General features: G+C 71.0%; 14 protein-coding genes and 2 pseudogenes. 6 read left to right on the top strand and 10 right to left on the bottom strand.

Going from position 1 to position 12,879, the window contains the following annotated elements; all coding sequences use genetic code 11:
- Positions 1-145: 145 nt before the first annotated feature.
- Positions 146-709, top strand: coding sequence for a response regulator transcription factor (locus Q3W68_RS13690; RefSeq protein ID WP_302905775.1), 564 nt, complete (start codon positions 146-148; stop codon positions 707-709).
- On the opposite strand, the gene Q3W68_RS13685 is transcribed toward Q3W68_RS13690, so the two are convergent.
- The 5 genes and pseudogenes from Q3W68_RS13685 to ygiD form a co-directional block, all read right to left on the bottom strand.
- On the bottom strand, positions 656-1,102 hold the full coding sequence (locus Q3W68_RS13685; RefSeq protein ID WP_302905774.1) for a VOC family protein: 447 nt from the start codon (positions 1,100-1,102) through the stop codon (positions 656-658). The genes Q3W68_RS13690 and Q3W68_RS13685 overlap by 54 nt on opposite strands.
- 13 nt (positions 1,103-1,115) lie before the next feature.
- The gene (locus Q3W68_RS13680; RefSeq protein WP_302905773.1) at positions 1,116-1,523 is read right to left on the bottom strand and encodes an arsenate reductase ArsC; all 408 of its coding nucleotides are present in this window, start codon (positions 1,521-1,523) and stop codon (positions 1,116-1,118) included.
- Between the two features lie 236 nt (positions 1,524-1,759).
- A pseudogene (locus tag Q3W68_RS13675) lies at positions 1,760-1,882 on the bottom strand (ArsR family transcriptional regulator); the annotation flags it as partial.
- A 72-nt stretch (positions 1,883-1,954) separates the two neighbouring features.
- A complete protein-coding gene (locus tag Q3W68_RS13670; protein WP_302905772.1) occupies positions 1,955-2,710 on the bottom strand; it encodes an ABC transporter permease in 756 nt (251 codons plus the stop codon).
- Between the two features lie 160 nt (positions 2,711-2,870).
- Positions 2,871-3,539 (bottom strand): annotated as a pseudogene (gene ygiD, locus Q3W68_RS13665) (4,5-DOPA dioxygenase extradiol); the annotation flags it as partial.
- A 281-nt stretch (positions 3,540-3,820) separates the two neighbouring features.
- Between ygiD and Q3W68_RS13660 the strand changes: the two are divergent.
- Complete coding sequence (locus Q3W68_RS13660) at positions 3,821-4,909, top strand: epoxide hydrolase family protein (RefSeq protein ID WP_302905771.1); 1,089 nt, start codon at positions 3,821-3,823, stop codon at positions 4,907-4,909.
- Positions 4,910-4,938: 29 nt separating this feature from the next.
- Here the strand turns inward: Q3W68_RS13660 and Q3W68_RS13655 are convergent, their stop codons facing one another.
- Entirely contained in the window at positions 4,939-5,601 is a 663-nt protein-coding gene (locus Q3W68_RS13655) for a hypothetical protein (protein ID WP_302905770.1), read from the bottom strand.
- Positions 5,602-5,954: 353 nt separating this feature from the next.
- Here Q3W68_RS13655 and Q3W68_RS13650 point away from each other — a divergent pair, with 353 nt between their 5' ends.
- On the top strand, positions 5,955-7,016 hold the full coding sequence (locus Q3W68_RS13650) for an SMP-30/gluconolactonase/LRE family protein (protein ID WP_302905769.1): 1,062 nt from the start codon (positions 5,955-5,957) through the stop codon (positions 7,014-7,016).
- 26 nt (positions 7,017-7,042) lie between these two features.
- Entirely contained in the window at positions 7,043-8,782 is a 1,740-nt protein-coding gene (locus tag Q3W68_RS13645) for a PQQ-dependent sugar dehydrogenase (RefSeq protein ID WP_302905768.1), read from the top strand.
- A 111-nt stretch (positions 8,783-8,893) separates the two neighbouring features.
- Here Q3W68_RS13645 and Q3W68_RS13640 read toward each other — a convergent pair whose 3' ends face one another.
- Positions 8,894-9,262: a helix-turn-helix domain-containing protein gene (locus tag Q3W68_RS13640; protein WP_302905767.1), complete on the bottom strand. Its 369-nt coding sequence runs from the start codon at positions 9,260-9,262 to the stop codon at positions 8,894-8,896.
- A gap of 64 nt (positions 9,263-9,326) precedes the next feature.
- Here Q3W68_RS13640 and Q3W68_RS13635 point away from each other — a divergent pair, with 64 nt between their 5' ends.
- Complete coding sequence (locus Q3W68_RS13635) at positions 9,327-9,950, top strand: NADPH-dependent F420 reductase (protein ID WP_302905766.1); 624 nt, start codon at positions 9,327-9,329, stop codon at positions 9,948-9,950.
- A 384-nt stretch (positions 9,951-10,334) separates the two neighbouring features.
- Here the strand turns inward: Q3W68_RS13635 and Q3W68_RS13630 are convergent, their stop codons facing one another.
- The gene (locus tag Q3W68_RS13630; protein WP_302905765.1) at positions 10,335-11,264 is read right to left on the bottom strand and encodes an NmrA family NAD(P)-binding protein; all 930 of its coding nucleotides are present in this window, start codon (positions 11,262-11,264) and stop codon (positions 10,335-10,337) included.
- A 94-nt stretch (positions 11,265-11,358) separates the two neighbouring features.
- Between Q3W68_RS13630 and Q3W68_RS13625 the strand changes: the two genes are divergently transcribed.
- On the top strand, positions 11,359-11,952 hold the full coding sequence (locus Q3W68_RS13625) for a TetR/AcrR family transcriptional regulator (RefSeq protein ID WP_302905764.1): 594 nt from the start codon (positions 11,359-11,361) through the stop codon (positions 11,950-11,952).
- Positions 11,953-12,073: 121 nt separating this feature from the next.
- Here Q3W68_RS13625 and Q3W68_RS13620 read toward each other — a convergent pair whose 3' ends face one another.
- Entirely contained in the window at positions 12,074-12,382 is a 309-nt protein-coding gene (locus Q3W68_RS13620; RefSeq protein ID WP_302905763.1) for a hypothetical protein, read from the bottom strand.
- The gene (locus tag Q3W68_RS13615) at positions 12,379-12,558 is read right to left on the bottom strand and encodes a hypothetical protein (protein ID WP_302905762.1); all 180 of its coding nucleotides are present in this window, start codon (positions 12,556-12,558) and stop codon (positions 12,379-12,381) included. The genes Q3W68_RS13620 and Q3W68_RS13615 overlap by 4 nt, the downstream gene beginning before the upstream one ends.
- Between the last annotated feature and the right edge of the window lie 321 nt (positions 12,559-12,879).

Raw genomic sequence — 12,879 nt, 5'->3', positions numbered from 1 at the left:
CGAGGTCCGGATTTCGTACCGCTTCCCCACCGCTGTTCGCGAAGTCGTCGACCACGACACGTGAGCTTGCCATCCGGCGGCGGACGGAGCAGCCCCCTGACCGTCACCACGCCGAGGCTGGCGCGTACCCCGTAGCGTCGACGGCATGAGAACGCTGCTGGTGTCGCTCGCGGTGCTCGTGGTGGTGGTGCTCGCGCTCGTCGTCTTCGTCGCCCGGCGCGACCGGACGAGACGCCCGTCGGACGAGGATCCGGCTGCGGTTCGCCGGGCCGGCGCCGAAGCCACCACCCGGATCACCGCCCACCCGGGAGCGCCGCGCGTGCTGATCGTCACCACCTACGACTCCGACGCCGACACCCTGCCCGCCATCGAGGCCGGCGCCACCGGCTACCTCCTCAAGGACGCCCCACCCGAGGACCTGGCCGCCGCCGTCCGCACCGCCGCCGCCGGACGCACCACGCTGGCGCCCGCCGTCGCGGACCGGCTGATGAACCGCCTGCGTACGCCGGGCACCGCCCTGACCCGACGCGAGGCCGAGGTCATCGCGCTGGTCGCGGACGGCCTGTCCAACCAGGCCATCGGCGCCCGCCTCCACCTGACCGAAGGCATGGTGAAGTCCCACCTGGCCCGCATCTACGCCAAACTCGGCGTCGACTCACGCACCGCTGCCGTCGCCACCGCCACCGACCTCGGCCTCATCCGCCGCTGACCGGGCGTCCGACCGGCGGGCGGGCTGGAACAGCTCGACGAGGTTGCCGGCGGGGTCGGCGAGCAGGATCTGGCGTCCACCGGGGCCGCTCACCGGAGCGCTGCGGAACGGCAGGCCGGCGGTGCGCAGCCGGTCGATCTCGGCGTCGAGGTCGTCGACGGTCAGGTGGATCCGGTTGCGGCCGGCGGTGGTGGCGTCGGCCGGGGTGGCCCGGGCGCCGGAACTGGCCGGCCCGGACAGCAGCAGTCGCAGCGGACCGCGGATCACGTCGGCGAAGGCGGGCGCGGCGCTGGTGTTCAGGGTGAAGCCGAGATGGGCGGTGTAGAAGTCGACGGCGGCCTGGACGTCGTCGACGAGGTAACGGACGCTGGCGTACTGATCGGAGGCTGTCACGGCGGGACCTCTTTCATGGACGGATGGCGTCGAGGACCGGCAGCAGGCGCCGGACGCGGGTGTCGATGTCGGCTGCGACGTGCTGGAAGGCGAGGTAGCCCGCCTGGTCGGTGCCGTCGGCTGCGGGATCGGGAATGCTCCAGTGCGCGCGCCGGGGACGCCCCGGGAAGTCCGGAAGGACCTCGCGGGCCTTGTCGCACAGGCTGATCACGAGGTCGAAGCGGCGACCGGTGACGGTGTCGAGGTGTCGAGGGCGCTGCCCGGCGACATCGATGCCGAACTCGTCGTGCAGGACCCGGACGGCGTCGGGGTGAAGGCGGTCCTTGGGACGGCTGCCGGCGCTGACCGCCTCGGCCCGGCCACCGGCGCGGTGCCGAAGCAGCGCCTCGGCGACCGGCGAGCGGGCGCGTTGCCCGTACACACGAACAGCACGCGGACGCGGGGCGATCGGCGCGGGCCGGCCGAGGGCGGCGGGGGTGCCGGTTCCCGACGCAGCTCCGGGTGCAGCGCGGCGCCGGCGTCGGCCAAGGCGACCGCGCAGCGGTCCAGGTCCAGATGGTAGTAGGTGTCGCGGCCGTCGAAGCGGCTGCGCGTGGCGGTGACCAGTCCACCGTCGCGCAGCAGCCGCAGGTGGTAGGAGACGAGGCTCTGCGGCTCGCCCGTCCGCGCCACCAGCTCCCGGACCCGGTAGTCGCTGACGACGAGTTCGGACAGCAGTCGCCATCTCAGCGGATGAGCCGCCAACCGCAGGAACGCCGGAGCGAGTCGACTCGGCGCCATGATCGACATCATACATCAAACCAAATTGATGGAATGTGTCTTGGCCGGGCGGTCAGGCGTCGAAGCGAGAACCTAGACGGCCGGGCTCGGCCGGCGAAGCAGTCCGTTGGCGACCAGCTCGACGGTCACCGCGACGGCGATCGCCTCGACGGCCAGGAGCGCGACCAGGACCAGCAGCTGGGCCGCCCCGGCCTGGACGGGTGTGCCGCCGCCGAGCAGCACGCCGACGAAGGCGCCGGGAAGCGTGACCAGGCCGACCGTGCGTGTCTGGTCCAGCGCGGGCACCAGCGCCTGCCCCGCGCTGGACCGGCAGATCTCCAGCGCCGCGTCCCGCGGCACGAGGCCCAGCGCCAGGGCCGCCTCGTACTCGCCATGGCGGTCGCGAAGCTCGTCCAGCGCGCGGCGGCCCGCCAGGGACGTAGCCGTCATCGCCCCGCCGATGAGGATCCCGGCGATCGGAACGACAGCGACCTCGGTCAGCGGCACCGTGCCGGAGGCCACGACGAGGGCGCAGGCCGGGAGCGCGCCGGCCGCGATCGGCGCCAGCACCGGCCAGCCGAGGCGAAGCGAGCTGACCCGGCGCGCGGAGGTCGCCGCCGCGACCAGGATCATCAGCGTGATGAACCCGGCGCTGGCCCACCACGACCGCAGGACGGCAGTGATGAGCAGCGCCACGGCGCACAACTGCACCACCGCGCGCAGCGCCGCCGTGGCGATGCCACGGGCGTGGCCGAGCCGACCGGCCCGCACCGTCGCCACGGCGACGAGGACGAGAACGACGAGTACGGCGGCGAGCGCCGGACCCACCGCGACTGCACCTTGATCCATGGGACCATTCGACCAGCCGGCGCTTGCTCAGATGTTGGAGCCGTCCGGCGGCAGCCCGGGCGGCGGCTCCCCGGCCGGCAGCCGGTGGGCAGGACATGCCCAGCGTGTAGGCCGTCATGGACAAGGAGCCGTAGGCGTAGCCGTCGACGAGGACCTCGGTGTCGGGGGTGTCCATGGCGGCGGCCAGACCGGCGAGATACAACGCGGGGATGAAGTGATCCGGTGTCGGTACGGCACGGCGGAAGTCCCCGTGCGCGTCGAGGGTCGCGTACTCGCCCGGGTCGGTCAACATCCGGGCCTTGGCGTCCTCGTCGAAGCGTTGCGCCCAGTCGAAGCCGTCGTCGGTCAGCGCCCAGTCCATGCCGCGCAGGTTGTGCACCACGTTGCCGCTCGCCACGATCAGCACACCGCGCCGGCGCAGTGGAGCGAGCCGGGCGCCGAGTTGAAGGTGGTAGTCCATCGGCTTGTCGGCGTTGATGCTGAGCTGGACGACGGGAATCGACGCGTCCGGAAAGGCGTGCATCAGCACCGACCAGGTGCCGTGGTCGATTCCCCAGCTGTCGACGTCCGCCCCGACCCAGGTCGGGTGGACGACGTCACTGACCTCCTCAGCCAGTTCGGGCAGTCCCGGCGCCGGGTACTGCACGTCGAACAACTCCTGGGGAAACCCGTAGAAGTCGTGAATGGTCCTCGGTCTGGGCATCGCGGTGACGGCCGTGGCGTTGATGTACCAGTGGGCGCTGACCACCAGGATCGCGCGGGGACGCGGCACCGCGGCGCCGAAGGCTCTCCACGCGGAGGTGTACCGGTTGACCTCGAGGGCGTTCATCGGGTTGCCGTGGCCCAGGAACGCCGCGGGCATCAAGACCTCCGAGCCCGGATGTACGTCTGAAGGCACGTGGACTTCCCTCCCTGGAGGACCGGTTCGCACGGCGCGGCCTGCCGGACCTGAGGGCCACGATAGTGCCACCGCGCAGCAGTTCCGGCCGGAATCACGCTCCCCGGGGGATCGGTGATCGGGTCTCCCGGATCGTGGCTGCCGATCGCCGTTCGGCAGCCTGCCCGTTCGGGCGGCTGCCGAGTGACTCCTTGCGATGGGAGCATGATCGGGTGACGCCCTTCCACATCGATGTGCCCGAAGCCGTCCTGGACGACCTGCGGGCTCGGCTTTTGCGGACGAGGCTCGCGCCGGCCGCACCAGGAGAGCCGTGGGCCGCCGGCACCGACCCTGGCTATCTGGCAGGTCTGGTGCGGTACTGGCTCGACGGATTCGACTGGCGTGCGGCCGAGCGTGCCCTCAATCGGTACCCCCAGTTCGTCACCACGGTCCGGGGCGCGCCGGTCCACTTCGTTCATGTCCGCTCGGCGTCGCCCGACGCCACGGCGCTGATCCTCACCCATGGCTGGCCCGGCACGTACACGGAGATGTTGCCCCTGGTGTCCCGGCTCGCAGACTTCGACCTCGTCATACCGAGCCTGCCGGGCTTCGTCTTCTCCGGACCGCTCGCCGAGGGCCCGACGACCGAGGCGGCCGTCGCGGACGTGTGGGCGGAGCTGATGACCCGTCTGGGCTACGACCGCTTCGGCGCCTACGGTGGCGACATCGGGTCCGGCGTGACCACGTGGCTCGGCGCCCGCCACGCAGATCGGATGATCGGGGTCTTCTCGCAGCACATCAAGTTCCCGCCGGCGGACCGCAGGGACGACCTCAGCCCGGCCGAGGAGGCGTTCATCGCCATGCTCGACGCGAAGGCCCAAGACGACTGGGGCTACGGAATCATCCAGGAGACACGGCCCGACACCCTTGCGGCGGCGCTGAGCGACTCGCCGTCCGGGCTGGCCGCATGGATCGTCGAGAAGTACCAGCGCTGGAGCGACTGCGGCGGCGACATCTCCCGCCGGTTCGGCTTCGACGAGCTGCTGACCACCGTGATGCTGTACTGGGTCACCAACTGCATCGGCACGTCCTTCCGGCCCTACCGTGACGACCACCTGGCCCCGCATCTGCCCATGGTCGACGTGCCCGCCGGCATCACGGTCAGCGTGGAGGATCGCGGCCTGCCCCGGTCGTTCGCCGAACGCACCTATGCCAATCTCACCCACTGGCGCGAGCCCAGCGTCGGCGGCCACTTCCTCGCCCAGGAAGAGCCCGACCTGCTCGCTGCCGACCTGCGCGCCTTCTTCAACGCGCTGCGGTGATCCAGGAGCTCGACCTCGTGTGCGGCTGGTCAACGGTCGGCTTCGTAGCGGTAGGTGGAGCCTGTCGGTGTGAGGGTGAAGGTGTCCGCGAAGGCGCCGTCACCGTGGCGGATCGCCAGCAGCACCGGTGGAGATTCCGGCTGTGGCTGTGTGGCGTTCCAGTCGCACGTGCCGGCGAAGTGCAGGCAGATCAGTCCGGCGGCGCGGTCGGCGGCGTAGGCCAGGGTCTTGCGATAACAGGGATTGCCACCGCCGAACAGCACGGCGGGTGCCCCGAGTTCGACCAGGGCCTCATCGAGGTAGCGGTCTTGGGCACACCAGCGGGTGGCTTCGTCACGTAGCCGCTGGAAGTCATCGGCGGAGAGCGTCCGATCAACCTTGAGCCAGCCATGCCGCCAGGCGATGTCGGCGTAGACCGAGGCCACCGCTCCGTCGTCGCGGTACCCGGGCAGGACCTCGGAGAAGGCTCCGCGCACACCGAGCGAATTGACGGCCCCCCGCTCATTGAGCTGCTCACACTCTGCCTGCCAGACCTCGTCGAGCCCGTCGACGAAGGCCACCGCGTCCATCAACAGCCGCAAGGCGGTCTCGCCGCCCCACATCCCCGGCCGGCGCAAGGCGTGGTTGAGTCGCGTCACCTGGTATTCGCGTACCTCGTCCAGGTCGGGACGGCCTGTGGCATCAGCCCTCACGTCCAGATCATTTCAACCATGGCAAGAGTGGCCCAGATCCTCTCGACTCAACGTCCGGGCCGCGCTGATGGGCGACATGATCAGCCATCGGGACGGCCAGGCGTTCGCCGCGTAGCCGACCGAGCAAGCGCCGGTCGGGGCGGCCGGCACGACGGGCTGAGCGACCCGGCCAGGTCATCGGGTGCCCTCTGGGCATGCGCCGAAGGTGATCGTGGACAACTGATGCGGGGCGCCGCTTCCTCGCCTAAGCTGCGTCACATATAAATCGATACTGATCAATAGTAAGTGTCGACGGCCGGGGCCGGTCAGGCAACCACGGCCCTCGCATTCACCGACGCCGATTGGAGTACCCGATGACCTGGCGTCCAACCATCGCCGCACTCACCGGCCTGTGCCTGGCACTCGCCACCGCACCAGGCCCCGCCGGTGCCGCACGCCCGACACCTCGCGACGCCTCTGGTGTGAACGTTCACACCTACGCGTTCACCGCCCCACCCGGCGCGCCCCCCGGGGTCTGCCCGGGCGGCACCGGGTACGGCCCGCCCCTGCCGGCCGGTTCCGTGTCCGCGACGAAGATCCGGAGCGGGTTCTCGTTCCTCGAAGGACCGGTCTGGATCGCCGACGGCGGCTACCTGCTGGTGTCCGACATGGCCGCGGGCACCGGACCGAACAACGTGCAGCCCTCCACGATCCGCCGGTTCACCCCGCCCGCGACCTTCGACACCTTCGTCGCCGACGCCGGCAGCAACGGCCTGGCGCTCAGCCCCGACGCCCAGCAGGTCATCGCCGCCACCCACGACCAGCGGACCGTCTCCGCATACCGCCTGAACGACCAGGCCCGCAGCACCGTCGCCGCCGACTACCAGGGCCGGGCGTTCAACTCACCCAACGACGTCACGGTCCGGTCCGACGGCGGCGTCTACTTCACCGACCCCACCTTCCAGCGCGGCAACCGGCCCGACCAGATGAACGGACGTACCGGTGTCTTCCGCGTCTCCGGCGGGCAGGTGTCACTGGTGGACGACCGGCTGCGGCAACCCAACGGCATCGCGCTCTCCCCGGACGGCGGCACGCTCTACGTGGGCGCCTACTCCGAGAACAAGATCTACAAGTACGTCGTCCAGCCCGACGGCAGCACCGGCGCCCGCAGCGTCTTCGTGAACTACATCGGCGGTCCCGACGGGGTCACCATCGACTGCGCCGGCAACGTGTACTGGGCCTCCGGCTCGGACGGGTTGATCCACGTCTACTCGCCCGCCGGCGCGCAGCTCGGCACGATCCGCTCCGGCGGCACCGGCACCACCAACGTGGCGTTCGGCGGACCCGACCGGCAGACCCTCTACATCACCTCTGGCCGAACGAACGACTCGGGCCTGTACAGCGTGCGGCTCAACGTCCCCGGCTACCCGTACTGACCAAGCACCCGGGAAGGAAAGCACCCGTGCGGACTAATCCTCGCCAGTTCCGACACCGCGTCCCGCTCGCCCTGCTGATCTGCGCCGGCACCATCCTGACCGGCGTACCCGCCAACGCGGCGCCGGCCGCACCGGCGACCGGGAGCCGTCCGGCGACCGGGCTCGCCGCCGACACCAGCCCGCCCACCCGGCCGACCGGCCTGCGCAGCACCCGGCTGACCTGCCAGTCCGTCACTCTCGCCTGGTACGCCTCCTGGGACAACGTCGGCGTCGCCTTCTACGACATCTACCACGACGGCCAACTCGTCACCTCGGTCCCGGGCCGGACGCGGACCGCCACGCTCAGCGTCGTACAGGGCGTCACCTGGGGCTGGTACGTCAACGCCCGCGACGCCGCCGGTAACGTCTCGCAGGCCAGCTCCACGCTCTCGGTCACCCCGCCGTTCTGCCAGCAGGACACGTCACCGCCCAGCACGCCGACCAACCTGGCCGCGACTGTGAACGGCACGGACGTGACCCTCACCTGGTCGGCCTCCACCGACAACGTCGCGGTCACCGGCTACACCATCCTGCGCAACGGTACGGCGGTCGGCTCCACCACCGGCACCGCCGGCAACCCGCCGGCGACCACGTTCACCGACACCGGGCTGACGCCCGACACCGACTACCGGTACACCGTGACCGCCCGGGACGCCCAGGGCAACGTCTCGGGGGCGAGCGCCGCGGTCACCGCGCACACCGGCTCGGGCTGCACGAGCCCGATCTGCGGCGCCACGGCGATCACCACCGAGAAGGACCTCCCCTGGGGCCTGGTGCAGCTGCCCGACGGCACGGTCCTCTACGGCCGGCGGGACCTGTTCGACATCGTCGCCATGAACCCGGACGGCACCGACAAGCGCAGCATCGGCACCGTGCCGAACGTGGCCGGCACCAGCGGCGAGGGCGGTGTGCTCGGGCTGGCCGTCTCGGCCACCTTCACCACCGACCGGTGGCTGTACATCTACCACACCACCACGACCGACAACCGGATCGTGCGCATCCGCTACGACGGCACGCTGCAGACCGGCACCGAGCAGGTGCTCGTCACGGGGATCCCGCGCAACAAGTACCACAACGGCGGCCGGCTGCGTTTCGGTCCCGACGGCAAGCTCTACGCCGCCACCGGCGACGGACAGGACCCGGACGTGGCCCAGGACACCGGCAACCTGGGCGGCAAGGTGCTGCGGCTCAACCCCGACGGCACCGTCCCGGCGGACAACCCCTTCGGCAACTACGTGTGGAGCTACGGCCACCGCAACCCGCAGGGACTCGCCTTCGACTCCCAGGGCCGGCTCTTCGAGCAGGAGTTCGGCAACAACGTCATGGACGAGACCAACATCATCGTCAAGGGCGGCAACTACGGCTGGCCCGCCTGCGAGGGCACCTCCGGCGACTGCGCCAACGCGAGCTTCAGGGCCCCGATCCGGACGTACCCGGTGGCCGAGGCCTCGTGCAGCGGCATCGCGATCGTCCGGGACGTGCTCTACATCGCCTGCCTGCGCGGCAACCGGATGTACCGCGCGGAGATCAGCGGCGACACGCTCACCAACGTCCAGCAGTACTTCGTCGGGACGTACTTCCGGCTGCGCACCGTCGAACCGACCCTCGACGGCAACCTGTGGCTGACCACGAGCACCGGCGGGGACAAGGACAGCACCCCGAACAACAGCAACGAGAAGATCCTCAAGGTGACCCTGGGTGGGGCGGCGTCCGGCCCCACGAGCTGAGGGCGAGCCGGAATCCGGCACCGCCGGCCCTTAGGAGGGTGCTCGCGTCCGCGCGGGCACCCTCCGAGCGGTCCGGACTAGTACTGCAGAACGGCCCGGCCAGGCGCGATGCTACGACGCGCTGAGCCGCTCCTGCGCCTCGAACAGTTCGTCGCCGTGCTCGGTGACCCAGGCGCCCAGCGCCCGCATCGGGCCGTCGGCGAAGCTGCGGCCGAGATCGGTGAGCGCGTAATCGACCCGGGGCGGCGCCTGGGGGAAGAACCGCCGCTCGACCAGGCCGTTGCCGACCAGCCTGTGGATGGCCTCGGTGAGGGCCTTGTCGCTGATTCCTCCGATACGTGCCCGTAGTGAGCGGCGGCGGAGGGCGCCCTCGGTCAGCGCGGCCAGCACGACCGCATCCCACGTGTGCGCGAACAGGTCCGCCGCCATCCGCATCCGGCAGTCAGCCACGAGTTCCTCGCAGAGGTCGCCGTCACCCATGCGCCCATCCTGGCACGCGCGACATGCACCATCCGGTGCGCATCGACCTGCCTAGCGTGACGGTATGCGTATCGGAATCCTCGGCACCGGCAACCTCGCCACGGCACTGGCCACCGGCTGGGCCCGGGCCGGACACGACATCATCATCGGCGGTCGCTCGATGGCCGCCGCCGAAGCGATCGCGAACCGGATCGGCGGCACCGCGCGGCCCGTGCCGGCGGTCGCCGCCGGCGCCGACGCGGTTCTGCTCGCGGTCCGCTGGGACGGCGTCGCCGAGATGCTGACAGCGGCCGGCGGGCCCGCCGGCGCACTGGTCGACCTCGCCCTGATCGACCCGACGAACGCCGTCGAGCACGGCGTCGGCACCCTCCAGACGGAACCCGCCCGGTCGGCCGCCGGCCAGATCGCCGCCCTCGCACCCGGCGCGCACGTGGTCAAGGCTTTCCATCTCTTCCCGGCCGAGCGGTGGGTGACGCCCCATGCCGGACCGGTCACGGTCGCCATGTGCGGTGACGACGAGCGCGCACTCGATGTCGTCGGGTCGCTCGTGCGAGACGTCGGTGGAGTTCCCGCGGTCCTCGGAACACTCGACCGGGCACGACAGTTGGAGGAGGTCGCCGGCTTTGTCATCGGGCTGGCGTTCGCCGGGGTCGACCCGCAATCGGCGATTCCGTCGGTTCCCCGCTGACATGTGTCGCCACTTGTAGTCCCCGGCACCGATTGACGGAACGGTCTTCCTGCCATCACTGTCTGCCGTCGACGGACAGGTCACGCCTTCCGTCGTTGTGGACGCCGAGACCCTGCCTTACGGACTGCGGACCGATGCACGCGACCGACAGCCTCAGGCCTGCTCGGTATCACCGTTCCGCTTGGGCATGGAGGGCCGGCCCTCAGCCCCTGCGCCCTGGCCGAAGTAAGCCGGGTCCTGGCGAGCGTCGAACGGGCAATCGCGCAGATTTCGCAGGCAGCACTTCCTGTCGTCGACATCCTCGTGGTGTGGGACGGACCCGCGATTCCCACGCGCGTCTGCGCCGGCGCGCGAGCGCGCCGGCGCAGCGGTAGCGCCTTGGTGTCAGCCCTGACGGAGGGGGCGCAGGTGGCGGTCGGCCCACTCGGCGAACGGAGTCAGGGGGATGCCGAGGGCGCGGGCGAACTCCGGCCGGGCCGGCTGCCCGGCGACGTTCAGGAACTCGTGGGAGGTGGTGGCCCACGGCGGCATGCCGGCGGCAATCGCTTCCAACTCGGTCATGTCGGGAGCGGTGCCGTCGACGCCGAGCGACTCACCGATGATTTTCGCGATCTCTGTCATCGGCAGGTGGTCGCCGGCCAGTTCGAGTTCGACGCGGTGGAAACGGTCGGGGTCGGCGACGGCCGCTGCGGCCGCTCGGCCGATGTCGTCGACGGCGATCAGCGACAGGTGCGTCTGCGGCCGGAGGACCGTCGCGAGCCCGCCCGCGATGCCCCGCGGTAGCAGGTAGGCCAGGTCGGGCAGGAAGTTCTCCATGAAGAAGGCCGGCTTGATCAGCGTCCACCGGTCGAAGCCGGCGGCCCGGACGCGTTCCTGCATGCCAGCCTTGGGCAGGAAGACGCGCTCCATCGCGGCCCAGCGTCCGTCGCTCCAGCCCGGGGCGTCCTCGTGCTGCCCGGCGCCGGACACCGAGGTGTGCACGAACTGCGGGACCTCCGCGGCCAGCGCGGCCTCGATCAGGTTGACGCCCTGGGCGAGTTCGCTCTCGAAGTCCCAGGTGTCGCCGCGCAGCTCCGGCATCTGCACGGAGAAGACGGCGCGGGCGCCCCGGGCCGCCGGGACCAGCGATGCGGGGTCGCGGAGATCGCCGGTGGCCAGCTCGGCGCCGAGGGCGGCGAGGGCGGCGGCCTTGTCGGCAGCAGGGTTACGGACCAGGGCGCGCACCGGGACGCCGGCGGCGAGCAGTACGCGGGCGGTTGCCCCGCCCTGCCGGCCGGTGGCGCCGGTGACCAGGACTGGTGCTCGATCTGACATGGATGCACTCCTCGACCCAAGAAACGGCGGGGCCCGCCGTTTATGCTTGCTAACATACGGCGGACCCCGCCGCTTAGCAACGCCGAGGTGAGACATGCGAGCAGACGCCCGCCGCAACTACGAACTTCTGCTCGCGGTGGCAGCAGAGGCGGTGGCCGAGCACGGGGCGGATGCGTCGCTGGAACAGATCGCCCGGACCGCCGGGGTGGGCTCCGGCACGGTCCGCCGCCACTTCCCGACCCGCCACGCCCTGCTCGAAGCCGTCTTCCGGGAGCGCATCGACGCCCTCTGCGCCCGCGCCGGCGAACTAGCGGGCGAACCGGACCCCCGGGCCGCGCTCGTCGAGTTCCTGGTCGAGATCACGCGGGCTGCCGCGACGATCCGGGGCCTGGCCGAGGCGCTGAACCGCGGCCGCACCGAAAGCGTCTACTGCGCGTCCGACCAACTGGCCGAGGCGGGTGAGCCACTGGTACGCCGGGCCGCCGAGGCCGGAGTGCTGGCGCCCGACGTCACCTTCGCCGACCTGTCGACGCTGGCCACCGGGATCGCCCTGGCAACCGAGAACGACCCCGACCCCGGCACCACCGCGACCCGCCTGCTCTCGCTGGCCATGACGGGGTTCACGGTGACACCGCAGGAACCTAAACGGACGCCCGCCCGCCTTCATGAACGGCCGGTTGGACATTGACTCCCGGAGAACTCGCGTCCGCGCGGCTCGCGGACCAGCTCGCCCTTCTCGTGGTCGACCGGTTGCGCCGCCTCTTCGGTGCAAATCTCGGCGAGGCGGTCAGATCAGGCTCGATGCGAGGTCAGAGAGCCTTGTGGGACTCGTCTCGACCGGGTTCGGCTGGCACGGTTGCTGCACCTCGCTGCTGCACCACCGGCATGAGGTGGCCGGTTTCCCTGGTCCAGTCGAGGAATCGGCGGTGCAGCACGCCGGCCGGCGTCCAGGGCATGTCCTCGGTGGCCTGGACGAGGTAGGCACTGAGGTAGAGGGCCAGCGACACCGGGGCGTCCGCGTACTCCGCCCGCAGCTCCCGCTTCCGGGTCGGGCAGGGCCAGGGCCCGTCGCAGCCACCGCAGCCCCAGACCGGCATGACCGGACCGTGGGTGGTCACCGCACACCCTCCAGGAAACGCGCGGTGATCGCCCGCGCCTGCCGGCTGGTCGCCCATTCCACCTGCCAGCACGGGTACGGCGTCAACCGCGCCCACCACACCCGGCACCCGGCACACATGCCGTCGAGCCCTCGTACATGAACCGCGACGATCGCCTGCTCCTGCTCACTGGTCACTGCTCACCCTCCGACGGCCAGTGGCCCCGATTGGTCGGTATCCGGTGCCGGACGCGGCAGGGAAGGTCGGACCCACAGCAGCAGATGCGCCGCCAGGGCCGCCACGACCACACCGGCCGGTGTCTGCGAGCAAGTGTCAGCGCGGTGGCAGAAAGGTATTCGTCATACGAGACACGCCGCACGGACCCTCCCTCGCTCACGAACGAGGGCGCCCTCCTGCCCCCGAATCTGAGGGGGACGCGGCGGCCAGGCGATACCCGCACCACCCGCCGCATCCCGTGAGCAAGAAGCTACGGTCGGTCGCGGAGCGGAATGGGTAAG

The organism is Micromonospora sp. C28ISP2-4, from assembly GCF_030519385.1.
Lineage (GTDB): Bacteria > Actinomycetota > Actinomycetes > Mycobacteriales > Micromonosporaceae > Micromonospora > Micromonospora tulbaghiae.
This window is presented reverse-complemented; position numbering and strand designations above follow the sequence as displayed.